This window comes from Sphingomonas sp. NIBR02145 (assembly GCF_027359115.1).
Lineage (GTDB): Bacteria > Pseudomonadota > Alphaproteobacteria > Sphingomonadales > Sphingomonadaceae > Sphingomonas > Sphingomonas kyeonggiensis_A.
In genome coordinates this window covers 4538578-4562389 of the sequence record NZ_CP114791.1, presented here as the reverse complement: position 1 = coordinate 4562389, position 23812 = coordinate 4538578, and the positions used below count along the sequence as shown (strand labels likewise).

General features: G+C 61.4%; 26 protein-coding genes and 1 tRNA gene. 12 read left to right on the top strand and 15 right to left on the bottom strand.

The window, feature by feature from the left end; all coding sequences use genetic code 11:
• Window positions 1–71: 71 nt before the first annotated feature.
• The 3 genes from infC (at window position 72) to O3305_RS20925 (ending at window position 3629) form a co-directional block, all read left to right on the top strand.
• The gene (gene infC / locus O3305_RS20935) at window positions 72–605 is read left to right on the top strand and encodes a translation initiation factor IF-3 (protein ID WP_184170369.1); all 534 of its coding nucleotides are present in this window, start codon (window positions 72–74) and stop codon (window positions 603–605) included.
• The gene (locus tag O3305_RS20930; protein WP_269574263.1) at window positions 605–1477 is read left to right on the top strand and encodes a glycoside hydrolase family 16 protein; all 873 of its coding nucleotides are present in this window, start codon (window positions 605–607) and stop codon (window positions 1475–1477) included. The genes infC and O3305_RS20930 overlap by 1 nt, the downstream gene beginning before the upstream one ends.
• 70 nt (window positions 1478–1547) lie before the next feature.
• Window positions 1548–3629, top strand: a complete 2082-nt coding sequence (locus tag O3305_RS20925; protein WP_269574262.1) for a sulfatase-like hydrolase/transferase — start codon at window positions 1548–1550, stop codon at window positions 3627–3629.
• A gap of 219 nt (window positions 3630–3848) precedes the next feature.
• Here the strand turns inward: O3305_RS20925 and O3305_RS20920 are convergent, their stop codons facing one another.
• The 7 genes from O3305_RS20920 to O3305_RS20890 form a co-directional block, all read right to left on the bottom strand.
• Window positions 3849–4232 (bottom strand): VOC family protein, encoded by a 384-nt coding sequence (locus O3305_RS20920; RefSeq protein WP_184170375.1) that lies wholly within the window; start codon window positions 4230–4232, stop codon window positions 3849–3851.
• Window positions 4233–4248: 16 nt separating this feature from the next.
• A complete protein-coding gene (locus O3305_RS20915) occupies window positions 4249–6999 on the bottom strand; it encodes a [protein-PII] uridylyltransferase (protein ID WP_269574261.1) in 2751 nt (916 codons plus the stop codon).
• Between the two features lie 49 nt (window positions 7000–7048).
• Window positions 7049–7606: a hypothetical protein gene (locus O3305_RS20910; protein WP_269574260.1), complete on the bottom strand. Its 558-nt coding sequence runs from the start codon at window positions 7604–7606 to the stop codon at window positions 7049–7051.
• 107 nt (window positions 7607–7713) lie between these two features.
• The gene (locus O3305_RS20905; protein ID WP_269576577.1) at window positions 7714–8523 is read right to left on the bottom strand and encodes a ferredoxin--NADP reductase; all 810 of its coding nucleotides are present in this window, start codon (window positions 8521–8523) and stop codon (window positions 7714–7716) included.
• Window positions 8524–8577: 54 nt separating this feature from the next.
• Window positions 8578–8976: a hypothetical protein gene (locus O3305_RS20900; RefSeq protein WP_184170384.1), complete on the bottom strand. Its 399-nt coding sequence runs from the start codon at window positions 8974–8976 to the stop codon at window positions 8578–8580.
• 83 nt (window positions 8977–9059) lie between these two features.
• Entirely contained in the window at window positions 9060–9497 is a 438-nt protein-coding gene (locus O3305_RS20895) for a DUF1003 domain-containing protein (RefSeq protein ID WP_184170386.1), read from the bottom strand.
• A gap of 239 nt (window positions 9498–9736) precedes the next feature.
• A complete protein-coding gene (locus O3305_RS20890) occupies window positions 9737–10705 on the bottom strand; it encodes an SDR family NAD(P)-dependent oxidoreductase (RefSeq protein WP_269574259.1) in 969 nt (322 codons plus the stop codon).
• Between the two features lie 140 nt (window positions 10706–10845).
• Here O3305_RS20890 and O3305_RS20885 point away from each other — a divergent pair, with 140 nt between their 5' ends.
• The gene (locus tag O3305_RS20885) at window positions 10846–11415 is read left to right on the top strand and encodes a TetR/AcrR family transcriptional regulator (RefSeq protein WP_269574258.1); all 570 of its coding nucleotides are present in this window, start codon (window positions 10846–10848) and stop codon (window positions 11413–11415) included.
• A 173-nt stretch (window positions 11416–11588) separates the two neighbouring features.
• Here the strand turns inward: O3305_RS20885 and grpE are convergent, their stop codons facing one another.
• The 3 genes from grpE to O3305_RS20870 form a co-directional block, all read right to left on the bottom strand.
• Window positions 11589–12143 carry a nucleotide exchange factor GrpE gene (gene grpE, locus O3305_RS20880; RefSeq protein ID WP_269574257.1) on the bottom strand — a complete coding sequence of 185 codons (555 nt, stop codon included), beginning with the start codon at window positions 12141–12143 and terminating at the stop codon, window positions 11589–11591.
• Window positions 12144–12153: 10 nt separating this feature from the next.
• On the bottom strand, window positions 12154–13197 hold the full coding sequence (gene hrcA, locus O3305_RS20875) for a heat-inducible transcriptional repressor HrcA (RefSeq protein ID WP_184170393.1): 1044 nt from the start codon (window positions 13195–13197) through the stop codon (window positions 12154–12156).
• Between the two features lie 148 nt (window positions 13198–13345).
• Entirely contained in the window at window positions 13346–13855 is a 510-nt protein-coding gene (locus tag O3305_RS20870) for a DUF6438 domain-containing protein (RefSeq protein ID WP_269574256.1), read from the bottom strand.
• A gap of 106 nt (window positions 13856–13961) precedes the next feature.
• Between O3305_RS20870 and rph the strand changes: the two genes are divergently transcribed.
• The 3 genes from rph to O3305_RS20855 all read left to right on the top strand — a co-directional run bounded on the left by rph (window position 13962) and on the right by O3305_RS20855 (window position 15582).
• Complete coding sequence (gene rph / locus O3305_RS20865; protein ID WP_184170397.1) at window positions 13962–14675, top strand: ribonuclease PH; 714 nt, start codon at window positions 13962–13964, stop codon at window positions 14673–14675.
• Window positions 14672–15304, top strand: coding sequence for an RdgB/HAM1 family non-canonical purine NTP pyrophosphatase (rdgB, locus tag O3305_RS20860; RefSeq protein ID WP_269574255.1), 633 nt, complete (start codon window positions 14672–14674; stop codon window positions 15302–15304). The genes rph and rdgB overlap by 4 nt, the downstream gene beginning before the upstream one ends.
• Window positions 15305–15405: 101 nt before the next feature.
• Window positions 15406–15582, top strand: coding sequence for a hypothetical protein (locus tag O3305_RS20855; RefSeq protein ID WP_269574254.1), 177 nt, complete (start codon window positions 15406–15408; stop codon window positions 15580–15582).
• A 71-nt stretch (window positions 15583–15653) separates the two neighbouring features.
• Here O3305_RS20855 and O3305_RS20850 read toward each other — a convergent pair.
• Window positions 15654–15726: transfer RNA gene (locus tag O3305_RS20850), tRNA-OTHER, on the bottom strand.
• Between the two features lie 410 nt (window positions 15727–16136).
• On the opposite strand from O3305_RS20850, the gene O3305_RS20845 reads away from it, so the two are divergent.
• Window positions 16137–19232 (top strand): HD domain-containing protein, encoded by a 3096-nt coding sequence (locus O3305_RS20845; RefSeq protein ID WP_269574253.1) that lies wholly within the window; start codon window positions 16137–16139, stop codon window positions 19230–19232.
• Window positions 19233–19234: 2 nt separating this feature from the next.
• Window positions 19235–19702, top strand: a complete 468-nt coding sequence (locus O3305_RS20840) for a hypothetical protein (RefSeq protein ID WP_269574252.1) — start codon at window positions 19235–19237, stop codon at window positions 19700–19702.
• A gap of 175 nt (window positions 19703–19877) precedes the next feature.
• Here the strand turns inward: O3305_RS20840 and O3305_RS20835 are convergent, their stop codons facing one another.
• Window positions 19878–20531, bottom strand: a complete 654-nt coding sequence (locus tag O3305_RS20835) for a hypothetical protein (RefSeq protein WP_269574251.1) — start codon at window positions 20529–20531, stop codon at window positions 19878–19880.
• A gap of 10 nt (window positions 20532–20541) precedes the next feature.
• Window positions 20542–21126 (bottom strand): recombinase family protein, encoded by a 585-nt coding sequence (locus O3305_RS20830; RefSeq protein ID WP_269574250.1) that lies wholly within the window; start codon window positions 21124–21126, stop codon window positions 20542–20544.
• 351 nt (window positions 21127–21477) lie between these two features.
• On the opposite strand from O3305_RS20830, the gene O3305_RS20825 reads away from it, so the two are divergent.
• The 3 genes from O3305_RS20825 (at window position 21478) to O3305_RS23185 (ending at window position 22901) form a co-directional block, all read left to right on the top strand.
• Window positions 21478–21825, top strand: coding sequence for a hypothetical protein (locus tag O3305_RS20825; RefSeq protein WP_269574249.1), 348 nt, complete (start codon window positions 21478–21480; stop codon window positions 21823–21825).
• Window positions 21822–22265, top strand: coding sequence for a hypothetical protein (locus O3305_RS20820; protein WP_269574248.1), 444 nt, complete (start codon window positions 21822–21824; stop codon window positions 22263–22265). Before O3305_RS20825 ends, O3305_RS20820 begins: the two co-directional genes overlap by 4 nt.
• Before the next feature lie 393 nt (window positions 22266–22658).
• Window positions 22659–22901 (top strand): DUF2188 domain-containing protein, encoded by a 243-nt coding sequence (locus O3305_RS23185; protein WP_353739210.1) that lies wholly within the window; start codon window positions 22659–22661, stop codon window positions 22899–22901.
• Here the strand turns inward: O3305_RS23185 and O3305_RS20815 are convergent.
• Together O3305_RS20815 and O3305_RS20810 are read right to left on the bottom strand one after the other, a co-directional pair.
• Complete coding sequence (locus tag O3305_RS20815) at window positions 22898–23143, bottom strand: hypothetical protein (protein ID WP_269574247.1); 246 nt, start codon at window positions 23141–23143, stop codon at window positions 22898–22900. The two genes, O3305_RS23185 and O3305_RS20815, sit on opposite strands and share 4 nt — an antisense overlap.
• A gap of 73 nt (window positions 23144–23216) precedes the next feature.
• Window positions 23217–23678: a Ros/MucR family transcriptional regulator gene (locus tag O3305_RS20810; protein WP_269574246.1), complete on the bottom strand. Its 462-nt coding sequence runs from the start codon at window positions 23676–23678 to the stop codon at window positions 23217–23219.
• Window positions 23679–23812 lie beyond the last annotated feature (134 nt).

Genomic DNA, 23812 nt, shown 5'->3' with positions numbered 1-23812 from the left:
CCCTTACTGCGTTATTGAGCCGCCCAAACCCTGAGTCTGCAACAACAGGAGCAAGTCGTATACGTCCGCCCATGAATCGCCGCTCGATGGTGGCACCGCCGATGAACGGTCCGCGGTTTAACGAATTCATTCAGTCGCCCAAGGTCCGCGTGATCGACCATGAGGGCGAAAATCTCGGCGTGATGTACACGCGCGAGGCGATGGAACAGGCGCAGGAGCTTGGGCTCGACCTTGTCGAAGTGTCGCCCAACGCTGATCCGCCCGTTGCCAAGTTCCTCGACGTCGGCAAGTTCAAGTACGAGGCGCAGAAGAAGGCCAACCTCGCCCGCAAGAGCCAGAAGACGCAGGAGATCAAAGAGATCAAGATGCGTCCGAACATCGACGATCACGATTACGACGTGAAGATGAAGGCCATCCACAAGTTCATCGGCGAAGGCGACAAGGTGAAGGTCACCCTGCGCTTCCGCGGTCGTGAGCTCAGCCATGGCCAGCTCGGCATGATCCTGCTCAAGCGTGTGCAGGAAGACTGCGCCGAGGACGCGAAGGTCGAGTCCTATCCGCGCATGGAAGGTCGCCAGATGCTGATGGTGCTGGCACCCAAGTGATGCACAAGGCGCGAGGGCTGCTGATCGCGGCCCTCGCCGCCCTTCCCCTGCCGGCAGCGGCACAGACCGCCGCCTCTTCCACCACTTCCGAAGCCAGCGAGCCGATGGCGGTGCCCACCGGCTATCGTCAGGTATGGGCCGACGAGTTCGACCGGCACGGCGCCCCGGACCCGGCGAAGTGGCGCTACGACACCAGCCGCAACAAGGCGGGCTGGTACAACAACGAACTCCAATATTATGCCGCCGACCGGCCGGAAAATGTCCGGGTCGAGAAGGGCCATCTCGTCATAGAGGCGCGCAAGGAACGGCTGGCCGACAAGCCCGATTTCGGCGGCCAGGACTATGCCTCGGGCAAGCTCGTCACCGCCGGTATCGCCGACTGGACCTATGGTTTTGTCGAGGTCCGGGCCAGGCTCGCCTGCGGGCGCGGCGTCTGGCCGGCGATCTGGATGCTCGGCACCGACGGCAAGGCTGGCTGGCCGGCGCTCGGCGAGATCGACATCATGGAGCATGTCGGCTGGGACGAGGGCCGGGTCCATGGCACGATCCACACCAAGGCCTATAACCACGCCATCCACACCCAGCGCGGCGCCAATACGCTGCTTGCGGATGCGTGCACCGCCTTCCACACCTACCAGCTCGACTGGACCAAGGATCGCATCCTGATCGGAGTCGATGGGCGCGCCTTCATGCGCTTCGACAATGACCATAAGGGCGATCCCGCGACCTGGCCGTTCGACAAACCGCAGTACCTGATCCTCAACGTCGCCGTAGGCGGCTGGGGCGGGCAGAAGGGCATCGATGACGATGCCTTCCCGTCGCGGATGGACGTCGACTATGTCCGGGTTTGGCAAGCGCCGACACCTCGATAACGGTGCCATCCCTCGTTGAAGGCTGCACGGCCGTGAAGCATCCTCCCGCCCAGCTTGGGGAGAGGGAATCATGGCGACCAGCACTGCCGGGGACGCCACCGCGCGTCCGAACATCCTGCTCATTACCTGTGACCAGTATCGCTTCCCCCGCTTCGCCTATGGCGCCGAGGGCGGGTTCGACGCCGAGCTGAAGGAGATATTGGGCTTCCAGGGCGAGATCGGCACCCATAACCGCTACGCCGAATATTTCCCCGGGCTGCTGCGACTGCGCGAAAACGCCGTGGTGCTGCGCAACCACACGATCGCCGCCTCGGCCTGCACGCCCAGCCGCGCGGTGATCTACACCGGCCAATACGGCACCCGCACCGGCGTCACCCAGACCGACGGGCTGTTCAAGAACGGCGACTCGCCCAACTTCCCCTGGCTCGATGCCGACGGCATCCCGACACTGGGCAGCTGGATGCGCGAGGCCGGCTACTCGACCCATTATTTCGGCAAGTGGCACGTCTCCAACCCGCCCGAGCACAGCCTGAAACGCTATGGCTTCGACGATTGGGAAGAGAGCTATCCCGAGCCGCACGGCGCCCAGCCCAACAATCTGGGCGTCTACCGGGACACCGGCTTCACCGACAGCGCCTGCAGCTTCCTCCGCCGCCAGGGGCTGGCGCTCAACTATAACCGCGTCTCGGCCGAAATGGCGGTGCAGGACCCGGCCTCGACCGGCCCGGACGTGAGCAGCATCCCGCCCTGGTTCGCGGTGGTCTCCTTCACCAATCCACACGACATCGCCACTTATCCCGGTGTGATCGCCCAGGCGCTGCCGGACCATCAGAACAAGAGAGGCACCCAATCGATCTTCGGGCCGCTGACCATCCCCGGCAAGCACCAGAAGACCCCCGCCCCGATCGCCGGGTCGATGCGCATTCCGCTCAATCCGCTCGACTTCCCGCAGGATTGCTCGCGCGCATCCCCAACCCAGAACGAGGATCTCTCGACCAAGCCGAGCGCGCAGCACGAGGCGGCCTACAAGGTCGGGCTCGCGCTGGCGGCCAAGGGCGGGTTCAACATCGTCAATGGGCTGGTCGCCGCCGGCGAGAACTGGCTCGACCAGCACGACCTCGACCCCTCGCTCGATCCCGAAAAGGCCGCCGCGCGGCGCAAGCGGCTCGCGCTGCAACAGTCGCTGAAGAGCTGCATTCCCTTCCAGCTCGCGACCGAGGAGCAGGGCGGCGCCGACGCGAACTGCGTCCAGTTCCTGCAATTCTACGCCTGGCTGCATTCGGTGGTCGACCAGCACATCGACGCCGTGCTCGATGCGCTCGAGCAATCGGGCCAGGCCGACAACACCATCGTCGTCTTCCTGACCGATCACGGCGAATATGCCGCGGCGCACGGCATGATGATCGAGAAATGGTACACCGCCTATCAGGAGGCGCTGCACGTGCCGGTGGTCGTGCAATTCCCCAAGGGCGGGCGCGACCTGGGCCACGACGTCGTGGCGCCGGAGCCCGCGCAATATGACGGACTTACCAGCCATATCGACATCCTGCCGACCATCCTCGGCCTTGCCGGGGTGGGTGCGGACGAGCGGCATGCGATCAGCCAGAAGCTGGCGCTGAGCCGCCCGGTGCCGCCGCTGCCCGGTGTCGATCTGTCGGCGATCATCGCCGGCGCCGTCACCAAGGGCGAAATCGCAGTGACGCCGATCGTCGAGCCGGACGGACAGGAGCGCAAAGGCGTGCTGTTCATCACCGATGACGACATCACCGCGCCGCTGCCGCTCTCCCGCACCGCGCAGGAGCGGCACAGCTATGAGGAGTTCGCCGTCTATCTCGACGTGGTCGACAGCGTGATTCACGGCAGCGACGGCAAGGGGCCGGTCTCGCTCCGGCGAGGGCCGGTGAAGCAGCCCAACCACGTTCGCGCGGTGCGCACCCACGACTTCAAGCTGGTCCGCTATTTCGACCCTTCCGGCCACGAGCCGCAGGAATGGGAGATGTACGACCTGCGCAGCGACCCGATCGAGGCGAACAACCTGGTGCAGGTAGCGGTGACCCCGCCGACGATCCGCGAGGGGCTGCCGGCCGCACTGCAGCAGGAGGCCGACAAGCTCGCCCAATTGCTGCGGCGGCTGGAATTGCGCGACCTGTAGCGCTTTGCACCAAAACGAAAGTACACGAAGTACAGGCCAAGAACCGGTTTCCAGCGCCCCGCCACGCAAGTTCCTTGCGCGCGCGAGATCCTATTTTTCCAACAACTTGAATAGCGGCCCGGGCTGGCCGGGCCCGCGCGAGCCCGGCAGGCGAAATCCTGCATTGCAAGCGCCGCCATCGCCTGAGCCCGGCCTTGGCCGGGATGATGGCCCGGACGCCTATTGCGCCGGCGGCTCCCAAAGCTCGATCGGATTGCCCTCGGGATCGTGGATGCGGGCGAAACGCCCGGTCTCGGGCGTGTCCCATTCGTCCTTGGTAACGATCTCGATGCCGCGGGCATTGAGCTGCTCGAGCAGGCTGTCGAGATCGCGCACCCGGAAGTTCAGCATGTAGCTCTTGTCCGGCGCGAAATAGTCGGTCGTCGCCTTGAACGGCTCGAACACGACTCCGCCCGGCTCGGGATGCCAGAACCACGGGCTCGACTGGCCGCTCTCGTCCTTGCCGAAGCCGCCGCCGACACCCAGCACCTCGCCATACCAGGCCTTGAGGCCCTCGGGGTCCTGCGCACGGAAGAAGAAGCCTCCAAACCCGACAACCGGCATTCCCGATCCCCTTTCCTCAGGCGGCTTCTGCCACCGTACCATCACCCGTCGCAGCTTCGAGCAGGCGGCGCTCGATGGTCTTCAACCGGCCGCTGCTCTCGATCTTATCGCCGATCAGATCGGTCAGATAGAAGGTATCGACCGCGCGCTCGCCATAGGTGGCGACATGCGCCGAATGGATCGTCACCTTCGACTGGAACAACGCATAGGCGAGGTGGCAGAGCAAAGCCGGCCGATCGCGCGCGTTGATCTCGATCACGGTGAAGCGGTTCGACGCGTTGTTGTCGATCAGCACATTCGCTTCGATCGCAAAGGCTTCCGCGCGGGGCCGGACCAGCGGCTTGGCCTTCAGGCGATCCTGCAGCTTGGCGCGATTGGCCAGCGCATCGGCGATCGTCGTCTTGATCCGGTTGAGCCGCGCTTCCTCGTCGAACGGGCGGCCGAGCGGATCCTGGATCAGGAAATTGTCGAGCGCCATGCCGTCGCGCGTGGTGTGAATGCGCGCGTCGATGATGTTGCCGCCGGCGACATGGATCGCGCCGGCGATGCGATAGAACAGGCCCGGATGGTCCGCGGCATAGACCGTGACCAGAGTCGCGCCGCGCTCGGGATAGACCTGCGCCTCCACCGAGAGCTGCGCCTGCCCAGCGGCATCGACCTGCCGCGCGTTGCGCTCGAGCACGTCGGACGGCTCGGCGATCCAGTAGCTCTCGGTCATCCGCTTCTTGAAGGCGTCCATGCGGGCACCTTCCCAGCCGAGCGCCTGGGTAAGCTCTTCCTGCTTGGCGGCGATGCGCTCGTTGCGGCCCTTCTGCTTGTGGCCGAGGCGGAGCACTTCCTCGGCGGCATCGAACAGATCGGCGAGCAGCTGGCGCTTCCAGCCATTCCACACGCCCGGCCCCACCGCGCGGATATCGACGATGGTGAGGAGGAGGAGCATGCGCAGTCGCTCGGCGCTCTGCACATGGCCGGCGAAATCGAGGATCGTCTTGAAGTCGCTCAGGTCGCGCTTGAACGCGGTCGCCGACATCAGCAGGTGCCAGCGTACCAGCCAGGCAACGGTCTCGGTCTCGGCCTTGCTCATGCCCAGGCGCGGACAGAAGCGCTCGGCGACTTCGGCACCCAGGATCGAGTGATCGCCGCCACGCCCCTTGGCGATGTCGTGGAGCAGCACCGCGACATAGAGCGCGCGCCGCTGGGCGATCTGCTTGAAGATGCTGGTGCCGAGCGGATGATCGTCGCGCAGCTCGCCCTTCTCGATCTGGGCAAGCAGGCCGATTGCCCGGATCGAGTGCTCATCGACCGTATAATGGTGGTACATGTCGAACTGCATCTGCGCGACGACCCGGCCGAAGTCCGGAACGAAGCGGCCGAACACGCCGGCCTCGTTCATCCAGCGCAGCACCGTTTCCGGATCGCGCGGCGAAGTCAGCACATCGAGGAACAGCGCATTGGCGCGGGGATCGTCGCGGACATCGTCGACCAGCTTGGCGTCCCGTGCGGCCACGCGCATCGCCAGCGGATGCACTTCTAGCTTGTGCAGGTCGGCGAGCTGGAACAGCTCGATCAGCCGCACCGGATCCTCGCGGAAATAATCGTCGCGCGGGATCGCCAGCCGGCCGCGGTCGAGCGTGAAGCCCTTGAGCTTGCGCGGCCGCCGCCAGAGCTGGGGGAAGCCGAAGCGCGAGCCCCGCGCGGCGAACTTCTCGTCGAGATGCGCGAGGAACACGCCGGTGAGGTCACCCACCGCCTTCGCCTGGAGGAAGTAGAAGCGCATGAAGCGCTCGACCTTCGACATGCCCGGGCGATCGGAATAGCGCATCCGCTCGGCGATCTCGCGCTGGACGTCGAACGTGAGCCGGTCCTCGGCGCGGCCGGTGATCAGGTGGAGATGGCAGCGCACCGCCCAGAGGAAATTCTCGGCGCGGCGGAACTGGCGATATTCGAGCTTGGTCAGCAGCCCCTTCTCGACCAGCTCGCCGGTCTCGCGGACATTGTACGCGTACTTGCCGATCCAGAAGAGCGTGTGCAGGTCGCGCAACCCGCCCTTGCCTTCCTTCACATTGGGCTCGACGACATAGCGGCTGTCGCCCATCCGCTTGTGCCGCGCCTCGCGCTCGGCCAGCTTCTCGGCGATGAAGGTTCGGGCAGTATCGGCCTGGACCTCGCTTTTGAAGCGCGCCGCGGCTTCGTCATAGAGGCTGGTATCGCCCCACACATAGCGCGCTTCGAGCAGCGCGGTGCGCACGGTCACATCGGCCTTGGCCTGGCGCACCATGTCGTCGAGCGAGCGCGACGAATGGCCGACCTTCAGCTGCATGTCCCACAGCGAATAGAGCATCGATTCGATCACCTGCTCGCACCAGCCGGTGACCTTCCACGGGGTGATGAAGCCGATATCGATATCGGAATGCGGCGCCATCTCGCCCCGGCCATAGCCACCGACCGCGATCAGCACCATGCGTTCGGCGGCGCTGGGATTCGGATTGGGGTGGAGGCGCTCGACCGTAAAGTCCCAAAGCAGGCGCAAAAGCTGGTCGATCAGGAACGCGCCCGAAGCGGCGATTTCGTGTCCGCGCGAAGGATGTTCGGCCAGGCGCCGGGCGATCTCGGCGCGGCCGGCATCGAGCGCGGCCTTGAGTTCCTTCGTGCCCGCGGCACGCAGCCTGGCGCCGTCCTTGGCCTGCAGCGCGTGCAGCCGCTCGGCGACGCCGCGCCGGTCGATCAGCGCGCGGCGGTTCGGGACGTTGTCGAAGCGGTTGGACATGTGGGGGAGATAGGGCGAAAGCCTCGCCCCGTCACCTCCCCCAAGGCGATCAGCCGGCGATCGAGCCGGTGATCCTGCCGTTTTCGTCGGCCGTATCGCCCGGCTTCATGCCGGCGGGGCAATCGCCGATGCGCCTGGAGACGATCGCCGCGTTGGACGGCAACGGGTCCGCCGGCGTGGTGCCTCCGTTCGCGATAGTGAGCGCAGTCGTCAGCGCGCCGTCCTTGAAGGTGATGTTACCGCCCACCTCCGTTGCCTTGGGCTTGCTGCACTGGAGACGGAAGATCACGCCAAACATCGTTTTCTCCGACTGCTCCAGCAGCTTGCAGTCCGACAGGAACGGGCGAACCTCGGTAAGAGGGATCACACGGGCACGAACCGAATCAGCGATGCAAATGCGCTCGACCGGCATCGGCTTGCCCGAAAGCGCGGTAACCTTGCGCTCCCACAAGCCGGCGGGAAGTTCGAAAAGGCCGGTGGCCGGCACCGGCACCACCTCGCCATCGGCGCCCGCTTCGGCACCCGCGGTATCCCCCGCCTCGCGCTCCGACGATCCGCAGGCCGAAAGCGCCAGGGCCGCGACAACGGCGATCACACGAAACTTCACGGGCAATTCCTCCAACGAACAGATGACGCGTTTATGCGCCATCCGCCGTGGAGGTGTCGTCCGAACCGGTCGCGAGCCAGTCTGTCCCGGTCGCAAAGGACCGTTCGTCAGCCGACGAAGGCGCGCTCCAGCACGAAGCTGCCCGGGTTGGCGTTCGAGCCTTCCTCGAAACCATGCCCTTCGAGCATCTGGGCGAAGTCCTTGATCATCGCGTTCGAGCCGCAGAGCATGACGCGATCGGTCTCCGGGTTGAGCTCGGGATGGCCCTGGACCGGTGCCTTGAACAGCCAGCCATTCTCGATCAGCTGGCCGATACGGCCGCTGGTGCGGAACGGCTCGCGCGTCACGGTGGGGATATAGTGGAACTGGAGCAGCGCTTGGTCCGCAACCAGCGGATCATTCGCCAGCTGCGCGGTCAGCTCGTCATGATAGGCGAGGTCGCTGACACGGCGCGTCGAGTGGACGATCACCAGCTGCTCGAACCGCTCATAGGTGTCCGGATCGCGCGCGACGCTGAGGAACGGCGCCAGGCCGGTGCCGGTCGACAGCATGAAGAGGCGCTTGCCGGGCAGCAGCGCGTCGGCGACGAGCGTGCCGGTGGGCTTCTTGCCGAGATAGATCTGGTCGCCCGGCTGGATCAGCTGAAGGCGCGAGGTTAGCGGGCCGTTCTCGACCTTGATCGAAAGGAACTCGAGCTCATCCGACCAGGTCGGGCTGGCGATCGAATAGGCGCGCATCAGCGGCTTGCCCTCGCCTTCCAGGCCGATCATCACGAACTCGCCGGCGCGGAAGCGGAAGCTGGCCGGACGCTCGATCGCGAAGCTGAACAGATGCTCGTTCCAATGTTTCACCCAGCGCACCGCAGCCGTCTGGAAGGCGGGATGCTCGGGCAGGACGATGGGCGGGCGGGCATGCATATTCACGAGGTCGGCTCTTTCCAAATTCACGGTGCGCTGCAACGTAATTTTACTTCAACGCGCGAAAGCAACAGCGATACGCGCCACCGCCACGGAGAGCGGAAGGCGCGCTTCGGGTTTCACGATCTGCTCGATGACCGCGTCGACGCGCGGCTGCGCGCCGGCGCGTGCTAGCGCATGCAGCGAAAGGAGCAAGGCCTCGTCATCGCCTATTTCCGCCGAGAAGGGCGGTTTGAAGCGAAGTTGGGACAGGTTTTCGCGCTCGATGAGCAGCATCGCCATGTTCAGATCGGGCAGCATCTCGACCAGTCCGCGCCCGCGCAGCACCGGGCCGAGCACGCTGCACGGGCAGCGCCCGGCGCGAATCGTCGCCACCCATTGCCGCATCGCGTGGAGCAACAGCTGATCGACGGGCGCAAGCTCGGCGGCGGAGCGATCCAGGAACTGGTACAAAGGCGATCCCCTTCCCCGGAGCGGAATCTCCGGGGTGGAATCGCCTTACCCTTTATTGCGAATGACTAGCAATAGCGTAGTTTTCAATCGACCCGCGAAAGCCGTGCTATCTCGGCGGTGAGCAGGTCGATCTTGTGGTGCAGGCTGTCGATCTGCGCCTCGGCGCGCAGATTGGTCTCGTAGTCGAGCCGCGCCTCGAACCGGTCCTTCGCCGCCTGGCGGTTCTGGCTCATCATGATGATCGGGGCCTGCAGCGCGGCGAGCATCGACAGCATCAGGTTGAGGAAGATGAAGGGGAACGGATCAAAGGCGTGCGCGGCGAGCACGACGGTGTTCAGCAGCGCCCAGGCGCCGAGGAACAGGCCGAAGCCGATGATGAATCCCCAGGAGCCGCCGACCGCGGCGACCCGATCGGCGAGCTTCTCGCCAAAGGTCAGCCGCTCGTCGAACAGCGCGTTGGGGTCGCGACCCACGCTGCCGAAGAAGCGAAGATCCGCGAGGAAACGGATGGCTGCGTTCATAATATACCTCACTGCCGACCGGCCGCCCGGGGCGGCTGCGCAGGAGGTGAGCGGATCAGCTCAGCGCGGCGGCCCTGGACGGCACGGTCGATCGACTATGGTCGTTGCTGGACATGACCCCATTCTCGGAGCTGGCGGTTAAGGGTGCACGGTTGTGCATCCACGGGCGAGATGGTCGCCTCGCCCGCGGATTTCAAATGAAAAAGCCGTCATGTTCGCAATAACGGCTCCGGCGAGGCTCAGAAACGCTCGCCGACCATCTCCTCGCTCTTCGCCCAGAGCGCCTTGGCATTCTCCGGATCGAGCGCATAGGAGCGTACGCCTTCGCTGACCGGATTGATGATGCCGTCGGTCACCTGCGAGACATGGCAGTTCTCGCAATAGCGCGCGCCGACTTCCCCGGCAGGCGCGACGAAGCCGGCCCAGACGCTGGTGGCAGCCCCCTGCGGGATCGTCTTCCACTGGAAGGGCGGCTGGCCCTGCTCGGCCAATTCGGCATTGATCCGGGCAAGCACCTGCTCGAGCGTCTCCTGGCCGATATGGCGGCCGAGCTCGGTCTGGATGCCGCCGGGGTGCAGCGCGGTGGCACGGACGCCGCGATCCTTGTGGCGTCGGTCGAACTCGACGGCGAACAGGATGTTCGCGGTCTTCGAGCGGCCATAGGCGACCATCGGCTCATAGGGCGTGTGCTCGAAATTCGGATCTTCGAGATCGACATCCGAATAGCGATGGCCCGAGGACGCAAGGTTCACCAGCCGGCCGCCATCCTTGATCAGCGGCGCGATGCGATTGACGAAGACGAAATGGCCGAGATGGTTGGTACCGAACTGAGTCTCGAAGCCGTCGGCGGTGTAGCCGAGCGGGGTGGCCATGACGCCGGCATTGGCGATCACCACATCGAAGCTTCGGCCATCGGCGACAAGCCTGTCCGCCGCAGCACGCACGCTGGCGAGCGAGGCGAGATCGAGCTCGACCAGCTCGATACCGCCCCCGTTCGCCGCCTGGTCGCGGACGACCTGGGTAGCGCGCTCCGCCTTGGCGAGATCGCGCGCGGTGCCGATCACCTGCGCGCCATGCGCCGCCAGCACCCGCGCCGTCTCGACCCCGAGGCCGGCCGAGACGCCGGTGACAAGCACGCGCTTGCCGCTGAGATCGACGCCGGCGAGCACTTCGTCGGTGGTGGAAGCTGCATTGAAAACCTGGGTCATTGCCTGTCTCCGTCACGCGGACGCACGGCTCCATCGGCCACGAGCCCCTTGCCCGGCGACCTAGGAAATATTAAGTGGAGGGCGTCTCCGGAAATAAATACGGAGGCATCCTCCGCTTTTCAAGGGACGATCCCATAATCGTGGCCGAAACCGGCGATTCCTCCTCCCGCAAGCCGCGCGCCGATGCCGAGCGCAACCGGCTGCGGCTGCTCGACACGGCCAAGGCGGTGTTCGGCGAGAAGGGCCCGAGTGCGAGCCTGGAGGAAATCGCGCGCGAGGCGGGTGTGGGCATCGGTACGCTCTATCGGCATTTCCCGACGCGCGACGCGCTGATCGAGGCGGTCTATCGCAACGAGACCATGCAGCTGGCGGATGCGGCGGCGAAGCTGAGCGAGGCGCATCCACCGGTCGAGGCGCTGCGCCAATGGCTGCTGCTGTTCGTCGATTATCTCGGCACCAAATATGGCATGGCGGCAGTGTTCGGATCGGTCACGGGCGGCACCGCCGCGCTCTATGCCGCCTGCAACAGCGGCACGCCAGAAGCGATCGCGCTGCTTACCGACCGCGCCGTGGCGAGCGGCGAGATCAAGCTCGACATGGATCCGATCGACCTGCTGCGCGCGATCGCCGGCGTGGCGAGCGCGGGGCCGGGCTGGCAGGATACGGCGCGGCGGCTGATCGATATCCTGATCGCGGGGATGCGGGTGTAATTCCCTCTCTTCCCCGGGGCGAACATCCTGCTCCCCGGCGAAAGCCGGGGCCCAGGGTAACAAAGCGATCCGGCAGAGAAACCCTGGGCCCCGGCTTTCGCCGGGGAACTGTTCCGGCAAGAAAAAGGCCGGAGCATTGCCCCGGCCTCTTCGTCTCGCGATGTCCGCCGGGATCAGTCCGGCTTCTTCGCCACGCCGACCAGCGCGGGGCGCAGCAGGCGATCGCGGATCATGTAGCCTGACTGGATTTCCTGCACGATCGTGCCCGGCTCCGCATCGGCGCTGGGCATTTCCATCATCGCCTGGTGGCGGTTGGGATCGAGCGCTTCGCCGAGCGCGACGATCCTGGTGATGCCGTGGCGGCCGAACACCGATTCCAGCTCGCGGCCGGTCGCCTCAAGGCCGGTGACCAGGCCCTTGAGCTTCTCGTCTTCCTTGAGCTCGGCCGGGATCGCGGCCAGCGCGCGGCTAAGGTTGTCGGCCACCGACAGCACGTCGCGCGCGAAACCGGTCGCGGCATAGGCCTTGGCGTCCTGCGCTTCCTTCTCTGCGCGGCGGCGGACGTTCTGCGTCTCCGCCTGGGCATACATCACTGCCGACTTCGCCTCGGCGAGCTGCGCCTCGAGCTCGGCCAGGCGATCGTGCTCGGCCACTTCGGGCGCACCCTCCGCGGTTTCCGCGCGCAGCGTTTCTTCCTGGGTGTCCGTCACCTTGTTCTCTTCCGTCATATTTCCCTGTTCAGGCCAGTAATCGGGCCATTGTGGCCGCCGTGAAATCCACCATGGGGACGACGCGCGCATAGTTCAACCGCGTAGGCCCGATCACGCCGACCACGCCGACCACCCGCCCGTCAAGCGAACGGACGGGCTTGGCGATCACCGACGAACCGGACAACGCAAACAGCTTGTTCTCGGATCCGATGAAGATGCGCGTGGCTTCGCCCTCGCGTGCCGAATCGAGCAGGCGCGCAATCTCCTCCTGCCCTTCGAGCTGGTCGAGCAACTGGCTGACCTTGTCGAGATCCTCCGCCGCGGCAGTGTCGATCAGCCGGGCCTGGCCGCGCACGATCAGCACGGGGCGGCGACCGCCGTCCTCGCTCCACACGGCAAGGCCGCGCTCAACCAGCGCGGCAGCGGCGCTGTCAAGCGCGGCGCGCTGCGCCCCCAGCTCGCGCTCGACCCGGGCTCGCGCCTGACTGAGGGTGAGCCCGGCGAAGGTAGCGGAGAGATAATTGGCGGCACGCTGGAGCGCCGAAGGGTCCATGCCCCCGGGCAGCTCGACCACGCGATTCTCGACCGAACCGTCCTCGCCGACCAGCACGGCGAGCGCACGGTCGTGACTCAGGGGCACGAAGCCGAAGGAGCGCAGCAATGGCTCGACCTTGGGCACCAGCACCAGCCCGGCGCAGGACGAGAGGCCCGAGAGCGCGGCGGTGGTTGCGGCCAGCGCCTCCTCCACCGGACCGCGCTCGGCCGCGTTGCGCTCGATCGCGGCACGCTCCTCGGCGCTGGGTTCGGCCGCCTGCATCATGCCATCGACGAACAGGCGCAGGCCCGTCTCGGTAGGCATCCGGCCGGCGCTGGTATGGGGAGCAGCGAGCAGGCCGAGCTCCTCCAGGTCCTGCATCACGTTGCGGATCGAGGCGGGCGAGAGATTGAGACCGGAGATCTGCGCGATCGTCCGTGAGCCAACGGGAGCGCCGGTGTCGAGATACGACTCGACCACCATGCGAAACACGTCGCGGGCGCGGTCGGTCAGTTCGCGGATCGGCGGGGTGGTCATGGAGCTTATGTAGCGTGCACTTTCGACACGCCAACCTCTGCGGTTGCGCAAACTGTTCCCGGGCGAAAGCCGGGGCCCAGGGCCACAAGCGAGTCGGCAGAGAAACCCTGGGCCCCGGCTTTCGCCGGGGTGCAAGTGGGCCTGAAAATCAGGGCCGCTCGCCGATCAGGTCGTGGATCGGCAGCCCCTCGACTGCGTCGCCGAGTGCCTGGCCAAGCGGGCGGTTCTTTTCCGAGCGGCAGCCATAATAGAAATAGAGCCCCTGGCTGTCGCCGATCGCGCGGGTCCAGGTGACGTTGACGCTGGAGGCATCGGTGACTGCCGGCTCGCAATTCTTCTGGCCGGGGGCATAGCGGACCTCGCCGCTTTCCGGGCGGTAGGGCGCCAGCGCCGCGGCGAAGGCATCATATTGCGCGCGGGTCAGCTTGAACGGCTTCTCGCCGGTGGCCGCGGTAAAGCGCTTGCCCTCGAACACGCCGGTGCCGTCGGGCCGCACGGTGACGGCATAGACCGGGCAGCGGCCATAGCAGGGACCGGTCTCGTAGCGGATCGAATCGCCTTCGATCGGGATCGGCTTGCCCGGGCCCGGACCACCACTCGGCTTCACGCAGCCCGACAATGCCAGCGCCCCAAGTCCGATGATTGCAAGCCTACGCATACCCTGTTCTCCCTGCGGCCACTCTACACGGATCGCCCGCCGACACTGGCGCGTTCCAACCGTTACGTCTACGTGGCGCGTCAAACCTTGCAGGAGACTGAAGCAGATGCGCCCTTCCGGCCGCGCCCCCGACGAGATGCGGGCAATCACCATCGAACCGCATTTCACCCGCCACGCCGAGGGTTCGGTGCTGATCAGCTTCGGCGACACCCGCGTGCTGGTGACCGCGAGCGTCGAAGAGCGGCTGCCGCCCTGGCTCAAGGGCAAGGGCGAGGGCTGGGTCACGGCCGAGTACGGCATGCTCCCGCGCGCGACGCACACCCGCGGCCAGCGCGAAGCGGCCAAGGGCAAGCAGTCCGGCCGCACCCAGGAGATCCAGCGCCTGATCGGCCGCAGCCTGCGGGCCGTCACCGACCTCAAGAAGCTCGGCGAGCGCCAGATCACGCTCGATTGCGACGTGATCCAGGCCGATGGCGGCACCCGCACCGCGGCGATCTCGGGCGCGTTCGTCGCGCTGCGCATCGCGGTGAACAAGCTGATGGCCCAGGGGCTGATCAAGGAAGACCCGATCACGGCGCAGGTCGCCGCGGTTTCCTGCGGCATCCATCAGGGCACGCCGGTGCTCGACCTCGACTATGTCGAGGACAGCGCCGCCGATGCCGATGCGAACTTCGTCCTGCTGTCGAACGGCAACATCGCCGAGGCGCAGGCGACCGCCGAGGGCGCGACCTATGACGAGGAAGGGCTGCTCCGCCTGCTCCGCCTCGCGCGGATCGGCTGCAACCAGATCTTTGAAGCACAGGTGAAGGCAATCGGATGAGCGGCGAAGGCGACACTCCCCAGGCGATCCGCAAACTCAAACCCGGCAAGCTGGTGATCGCCAGCCACAATGCCGGCAAGGTGCGTGAGATTCGCGAGCTTCTCGGTCCGTTCGGGATCGAGCCGGTCTCCGCGGCCGAGCTCGACCTGCCCGAGCCCGAGGAGACGGGGACCACCTTCGTCGCCAATGCCGAGCTGAAGGCGCTGCAGGCTGCGGATCTCTCGGGGCTCCCTGCCCTGGCCGATGATTCGGGCCTGTGCGTCGAGGCGCTGAACAATGATCCCGGCATCTTCTCGGCGCGCTGGGCGGGCCCGAGCAAGGATTTCGGCGTCGCGATGCAGCTGGTCGAGGACAAGCTGGCGGCGCTGCCACCCGAAACCGGGCGCGACGCGCATTTCATCTGCGCGCTCGCGCTCGCCTGGCCCGATGGCCATGTCGAGTGGTTCGAGGGCCGCGTCGACGGCACCCTGGTATGGCCGCCGCGCGGCACCCAGGGCTTCGGCTATGACCCGGTCTTCCTGCCGACGGGGCATGAAGAGACGTTCGGCGAGATGGAACCGGCCGCCAAGCATGCGATGAGCCACCGCGCCGATGCCTTCCGCCAGCTGGTCGCGGCGGTGCTTGATTAAGGAATCGTGATTCGCGCCGCGTTAAGGATTTATTTCGCGAGTCATCCCGTTCGCACCTGCGTTATGACCTCTCGTTATCAGGGAAAAGCGAGGGGTCGCAGATGGGTTCGTACCGCCAATGGGCGACGATGATGCAGCATGTGCACAAGACACATGCCGAGGGTGTCACCGAGGAAGAAACCGAAGAATTCCTGCTCGCGCAGGAAAAGACGGCGCGCGCCAGGCGCGAATCCGCCGAGCGCAAGCATGCCCAGGAGCAGGGCGCCGCGCAGGCCTGAACCCGGCCGCGCTCATGCCGGGCATTTCATCGGCGATGTCCTGAACCGCGGGCCGTGCCCCGCGGGGAAAGTGGTGGACAGGGCTGGATTCGAACCAGCGTACGCTTGCACGGGCAGATTTACAGTCTGCCTGCCGGAAATTCCCGAAACAGACCTAACGTTCCTAAATCTATATGATTAGAACAACTTAGTCTATTTTCGAGCACACACCGGCAGGCATCAATTTGCCCGTCCTCTCCCCCGGTTTCCCGGCATGATTACACCATACCTACACACGGTGGAACGAGGCGCCTTCTCTGAGCACCAGCCGTCTACCTTCGCCAAGAAGCGAGTCCTTTTTGAAGTAGGTTGCGAACCCATAAAAGCTGCAAAGGATCGAACCGCCTTCGCGCGGTTCGTAGGCAGACGCAAAGCACGCTCCCATTCCAGCACCGCAGCGGCAGGCAACTGAGCTGCCTGGTCAGTTCAGCTCATCCCTTCTTTGGGATGACGCCCGCCTCCGCTTGATCCGTGGCTCGCCTCCGTGCACATTAGTTTGATCAGGAGGGGGAAGAATGGCAGAAATTCCATTTACGGATGCAGAGAACAGGGCAAACGAAGCCACAAAGCTCTCGCCATTTCGCGTTAATCTCGCGAAAGTTCGTGAGCAGGTAGAAATCGCTCTCTCCGAGTGGAAAAATTCCGGTATATTTTTTGAATATACGGATCATAGCTTTAAACATGTTATTGATATGCTGGAAGCAGCAGATTGGATAATCCCGAAATCCACTCAAAGTATCATGACTTCCGGTGACTGGCTAATGCTCGTGCTAGCGTCATATTTTCATGACCTTGGCCTTTTGGTGACTAAAGACGAGTATAGTCACCGTGCTAGCAATCCAGATTTTCAAGCATTCCGTTCAAACCCGGTGCTTCCCGCTGATAAGCATAAGGAATACGCGTCTCGGCTAGAGCAACTAGACCCCGCTGAAGCTGACCGTATTGAATATCAAGAATTTGTCCGAGCGTCGCACGGCAAACGCGTCAGAACATGGATAGAAGGCAGCGGCGCAGACGATGACGGGGCCACCGCTGCGATCAAGCAAATTGTAAGGGACCTTCTTAGGGACCTCGATGACACGTTCAGGCGCGATTTGGGCCTCGTCTGCGAAAGCCATACTTTGGGCCATGCTGAGGCTATCGCCGATCTCCAGGTTTCACAGCCGTATGGGGGTGGGCGCCAGGGCGAGGTAAATCTCAGATATATAGCTGTGATTCTTCGGACAATAGATCTGATACAGATATCGCGGCGACGAGCACCCTCGGTTTTGCTGCAGCTAATAAACCCCTCCAGCCCTACAAGCCAAATCGAGTGGCAAAAGCAGGAAGCAGTGCGGGAGGTTAGACCCTCTCCTAAACTTGATTCGGATGGCAATGTCTCCAAAAATGGCATTTCTACAGCAATAGAGGTCCACGCGACATTTAAAGAACCCACGGGATTCTTTGGATTAACGAGCTATATTGCCTATGCCTCCAAGGAAATATCTGCATCCTTCAACCTAATCGAAAAATCTCGCAGAGAGGTAGAAGAGCCTTACGAATTCCCCTGGCAAAGAGTTGACGACAGCGGGATTAAAGCGGACGGCTTTATGACTAAGTCGTTTCGATTTAATCTGGATCAACGACGGATCTTGGATCTTCTAACAGGTCATACGCTTTACAATAATTCCACTGTTGTCCTACGTGAACTAACGCAAAATGCTCTGGATGCCGTTCGCCTCCAAGATTCTCTGAATCAGGAAGAAGGGTATGTTGGGCGCGTAGATATTAAATGGAATAGCGTGGACAAGGTCTTAACGATCTCTGATACGGGGACGGGGATGTCGCAAGATATCATCGAGCGACACTTACTCACGGTCGGCTCCTCTCGATACCAGGACCCATCATTTCTAGAAAAGTATCCCTCATTCCATTCTATTAGTAGATTTGGGATCGGGGTTCTTTCAACATTTATGGTCTCTGACGACGTAGAGATTACGACGTGCAGTATAGAAGAGCCCAAGGCTCGGCGCATCGCTTTGCAATCCGTACACGGAAAGTACCTTATCAAACTCCTCGATAAAGAAAATGACCGAGATGAGATACCCGTATATCCTCACGGAACTTCGGTAAAAGTAAAGTTACGCCCGACTGCCGATTTTACAGATGTGATCGCGATCGTTCGGTCGTGGATAATGTTTCCTCGGTGCATTGTTACGGTCCAGATCGACGATAATGAAGCACAAACTGTAGGTTACAACTCTCCACGCGCAGCAGTTGAAGAGTATGTCGAGCACCTTAGAGCTTCAAGATCAAAGGTGGAGTTTAAGGTCGAGGAACTTGAAGAGAATGGTGTAACACTTGCATATGCACTTTCTAAAAGTGATCTTTTTCAGGACTGGACATTTGTAAATGCGCAGCGCGGATCGCGGCTTAGCTATGATAGAGATGTTCCTATACCGACTTCGACGTGCATAGAAGGTGTCGCAGTCGAGCAGAATACTCCCGGATTCGAGGCAGTAAACATTCTCGCGGTAGCCAATGCGACCGGCAAATCGGCACCGAAGACGAATGTGGCTCGATCTGCACTGGAAGATACTGCAGAGAACCGCAATATGATTAGGACGGTGTATCAATTGTACACCAAGCATGTGGATGGTGAGATTGTAAGACTCTCTGGCGCCAAGGGAAATTCCCTCACCCGAGCCGTGGGCTTTGCACCATTCATTGTCAGTCCGCTTTCAGCGTATTCAAACTACCCCTCCAAGCCCGAGCTACTGGAAGAAGCCCTATCGTCGATTCCGCTCATCCTGCTGGAGACGCCCGATAATCGTAAGAATATTTCTTTGGCAGAACTGGCGTCCTCGGCGCCGTTCAATACAATTGAGTCACATCTAAATAAGTCAATCGAGTATTTTATCAAAGAAGCACCGACAGATTTAACAAGTCGTGAGCTTATGAAGGTTCTAGGCAATTCCGGATTACAACAGCCTGGATCCATAGTACTGTGCAATATAAACTCGTACTATGTTAACGAGCATGTTCAGCGTAAATTTGATATAGTTAACGTTGATGCGTCAGTTGAGACGCGAACGCTGACCTTATCTTGGGATAGAAAATCTCATGACAAGGAACGGTGGTTCAGCAATAACGATGTCTTCTCTGACCTGATTCAAGCTGACAGCGTGTTATATCATCAGCTTTCCGAAGCTCGGAATCGCCTTTCTAATGTTGGCGGGGCCGCCAGGTATTCGACTAAGCTTAATGTTCCCATTCGCGACATAGCGATGAGCAATCTGGACGCATTCGGTGGATTCGTTGCTCATGACGCGAGATATTTAAAACTTGGAACACCCGTCGCCTCGCTGCTCGCAGATCTGTATCTTAAAAAGAATGATGCAGGGATAAGGAAATTGTCCGCGACACTTCTTTTTCTGGACAGTCTCCGCGCCAATAATTGGTCTTGGGATATGATAACTCAGGACCTAGCAAATCGCGTCCTAGCCACCAACAATTTCCAGGCATTCCGAGCACTCATAGATGTCCCGGAGACCATTGCCGCGCTATCTGCAACCAATCCTGTGTTCTTCGACTCCTATGCGTGGGATCGAAGAGCAGAAGTGGATATATAAACATGAATGAATCGGAGAAAAACGACCACAGTGAGTTTCTTCTCGAAAGATATAAGTATATACTTTCGCAAAAAAGAGACCTGAACGACAGGACGTTCAAAATTGCTTCGGTTTTTCAGGCCCTAGTTTTAGTGATTGCCAGCGGCCAGTACAAGATTCTTTTAGATATATCGTCCAAATCTATTAGTGCAGATCGCGGAATCGCTGTATCATGGACGATTTTTCTATTCTTATGCCTGGCCAGCGTCTGCTATATAACGCTGCTCGTCGGCGGATTGTATTCGTGGCTGAAATATAGATCTGACGAAGCCAAGATAGAGCTTTTGGTATTTGGTAATCCTCGACCAAATCCAACAATTCTAGACTGCTTCCGATGGTATGAGACATATCTAATTCTTGCGGGCATTCTTGCTCCCGCTGTTCACTTTTTCGCCCTTCATAGCACAGTGTTTGATATACCCCTTAAATAGGTGGGCGTTGCTGCCAGATTCCAGCTTCAGGGAACCTTTCGCTCGGTACCGCGAGAGTCAGTACTGATGTTGCGCGTTGCGCCCGAAAGGGCATACCCCATTCGGGGCCTGCCCGAGATCAATTTGCTCTCTGCTACGCACCGCCGAAGGATCGGCTAAATTCCTTGGCTAGAGGCTATCGGGACAGAGCTAACGCCTCCGCTGCGACCATTTTCCGCAAAACTCCGTGGAGCATGTGCCCGCCGCGCGTTACGTCGGGAGAATACAGCGCGCGCCCCTCTACAGAGCCTCGCTTGAGCCCCCAGAACTCGGGCGATCGGAGGCACAAAACCATGCGCTCACCAGCTATCGCTTGGGGGAAAAGAACGCGCTGCGCCCACCCCACGCAAACGCGAACGGATGGCAGCGCCGCAAGAAAGCGCGCATCATGGAAACTTGCCGAATGGTATGGCGCAAGGTCAAGCACAGCTAAGTTGTTTGCTGCCCATTCCGTTGGAATGCCGAGCTGCTTCGCCTTGCTAGTCCACCATTGGAAATGGGGCTTATGCTGCAAAGGGCCCGGCAGCGGCGCGAAGCCGCTCAGTTGTGTGGCGTACCAATCCTTGCCTGAATCCGTCTCCGCGTGTTTCCGATCGAATCCATCCCGCCCAAGGCCGGGGGCCAAAAATAGTAGGACGATTTTTGCGGTCTTCAACGGGCCGGTGAACGGCGCAGGTAGGCAGTTCAGATCGAAATGATGATCAATCCGGGCTAACACCTTAGAGTCATCTGGATGCACGAACGATCCGCGAGCGCAGCGATTCCAAAAGTCGAAAATGTCTTCGTTCATTTGGTCCAGCCTATTTTATCGCAGCGCAATAACGCTTGACCGTGGCCTCCGACAATCCGAATTGCCTAGCCGTTCCCTTGATGCTTGCGCCATTCTCCTTGCGCCAGGATCGCACTATCTCGGCGTCTGCGGCCATTGGCCGACCTAGACTCACCTTTCCCCGATGGGTCCGCCCAGTGGTAGCGAGAGAGGCCCGCGCCGCATTCCTGCCGGCGTCGCAGCGTTCCTTGATCCTATTGCGCTCCATGTCGGCTATCTGGGCCAGTACCGCGACGGTCAGTTCACCCACACCCTTGCCGATTGGGCCAAGGCCGAGAACGTCAACGGTCACGCCTTTGTCGATCAGCTTGCGAACTGTCGCTTGGATATCCAGGGCGTCACGCCCGAGGCGATCAATCGCAGCAATGTGAACCGTGTCACCTTCCCGGACGTAGGACAGCAGCGCCGCGAAGCCGGGGCGATCTTCGGCATAGACCGAGCCCGATACGCCCTCATCAATAAACTCTTTCTCGAACGGGCCGCCGCCAAGCGCCCTGCGTTGCGCTTCTACGCTTTGGTCGCCGGTAGAAACGCGAAGGTAGCAAATGCGGCTCATTGGATTTCGACTCGCTCAAAAGGTACAAATATATTTTGAGCGTGGCTCTTTAAGAGTCAATATATCTTTAGAGCCAAAGCAGGGACTGCGGAAGCGCTAGGCTCGACACTTACAAGTTCTGAGCCATTGCCGATCGCCGGTTCCCCCGGCATGAAGGAAGTGCGCTGCCGTATGTCCGGCGCGTGGGGCGTGGAATCCCCTTTGACGCGTAGCTCGGTCGAATTCTTCGGCCGGGTGACCGTTGCGTTATGTCCAGGGCTCGCGCCTAAAGGCAGCGGTGCCTCGGGCTACGCACGGGGATTCCAACACCCGGCTTTTGCCGGGTCAGCCTCTCAACAAAGGGGAGGCTACATGATCCTAGGATTGCTTCTATCTAGCGTTGCGGTCCCATCGCCGCAGGCAGCGCCAACGCCTATCCAATACGTCTTCAACAAGGCTCAACCAGACGGCGGGCGCTACATTAAAGCCAAGTTCGAGGGTGACACCTTCCTCATCCGCGCCTCCCGTGACCGGATCGTCGTGGATCGCCGCGAAAAGATCGGTCGGCGAAACACTGGGCCGGATCAACGCGACCGGATGCGCCGCCTTGCCCAGACCCTCACCGGTTGTGAGCTACAGCATGAATTCTTCGATGCTTGGAAGTTTGCCCTAGAGGCAGACCTAACCTGCCCGGCCTCCGGTAATCAGGTGCTACTATGAGCGAAGAGCCCGACGCCAGCGGCGACTTCTGGGAGCGCACCTTTGACGAGCCCAAAATCGCCAAGGCAGGCTGTTACGGCGTCCTTGTTGCCGGTGTGGTGGGTATCGTCTTGTTAGTGTCCCAGTGCGCTAGCGGAAGCCATGAAGAGCCAGTGAGCGAGGCAACAACAAGCAGCGCGCCGGATGAAACTGAAATCGTCACGGAATGCGACCTGACGCTCAAGGCAGCGCTAGTCTCGCCTCGATCCTACGACCCTTCCATGGCATGGGATTATAAGGACCAGGGCTCCTACGCGACGGTCCTGCGCAAGTTCGAAGCGACGAACTCTTTTGGCGCCGGCATAGGCGGTACGTACTTGTGCAAGTGGGACAAGGCAGGCCAACGGATCGCCTCGCTCGAAACCATCGATGCGCTGGGGAAGCATACCGTGGTTCGATAGGCCGATGTCTTAGAGAATCCGCAAGGTCGCCGCTCCTTTCAATTCACAGCCTAACGCCCGAATTCCGCGGATGCTCACACCTTCCAACAAAGAAAACAACATTTAGCGATTGAACCGCCTCTCAAGCTCTTCAACGCGCCCCTCTAACTCCCGTAGCTTGGGGCTGTCGGCGATAGCATCTGCGACAGCGTCAGAGGCAATATCCTCAACCTCGTCGTGCGTATAAAGGCGAGGTCCGTCGCCAGCGCAACTTCCTAACAATAGCCCTACGCACACTACTATTTCGATACGAGCGTGTCGCGTGAGTCGCACATCCCTTCCCCTCGTCACATGCGTTCATTAACTAATAAATAGCTGGAAAGAGGCATTCGTGATAATCACTCTCTCCCGTAGATGGGAAAGGCATCACAAATGGCTAGAAATCAATACTTTGTTGTATTAAGCCAAGGTGAGTGGAAGATAACCCACAACCAAAAGCACTACGGCCCTTACGCTTCCCAGAAAGCCGCGATACGCGCCGCTGTCGATGCGGCACATAGCTCAAAGGGTGATTCGCAGGTTCTGGTTCAAGGTGCGAACAACCAGTTCCGCACAGAGTGGACCTATGGTCACGATCCGTATCCGCCGCCCGGCTAATGCGGGTTTGCCGCCGCATCTATGGCATCTGCAAGCCCCTCATTGGTCTGGACCTTTCGGAGCCTGCCTTTCAATTCGTTGTGCTTAGCTATTGCTCGCCCAAGATCATCCGTAGCAAATAGATGCTGGTCGCCGTTTTCATCTTCACCACCGACAATATAGACTCGATCTTCCTCCATGACTTCGCTCCGGATAATTAACGAACACGCGAGAAGATCGAAATAAGACCCGTAGAGAGCCATTTGTGATTTTAGCTATCTGACTGGCCTCAAATCTACTTTGCGCCTGTACGGGCCTCCTAGGGCGAAATAGGACCTATTTAGCAGTCGACCTCTTCGCAGGAGCTTTTTGCCCCGGCTTACGGCCCAAGCCGAGCTTCTTCGCCATTTCCCGCCGTTGCTCGCTGTAGGCAGGAGCCGTCATAGGGTAGGTCTTCGGCAGGTTGTATCGGGCCCGATACTCATCCGGGGTCAGCCCATGCGTGGACAGATGCCGCGTGAGCGTCCGGTATGGACGACCATCTATAAGGCTGATGATATGCTCTTTGCTGGCGAGGCTCTTCCGAACCGACACTGCGGGAACATGCTCCTGCTCGGCCGGCGCAGCAGGCTCGGGCTCAACCGCCGCTACCTTGCCCAACTCCGCGACTGCCGCGTGGATCGAAGTCAGGAAGGCCACCGCATCTTCCGTCGTGGACCGAGTGTTGGGATTTGCCAACCACGCAGCAGTAAGTTCAGCGGCGAGTTCAACTGAACTCAAGGAGCTATCATCGGTCATCGTGGAACCTCCAAAGGTAACGGCGCTCCCGGACCATAGCGCAGCCCCGTACAATGTCACGGCATCATTGGACATTGCAGGGGGCGCTGAATGGCAAACGTTTCCAGTAAGGGGTTAAGTGGTAGAGAAGTGTT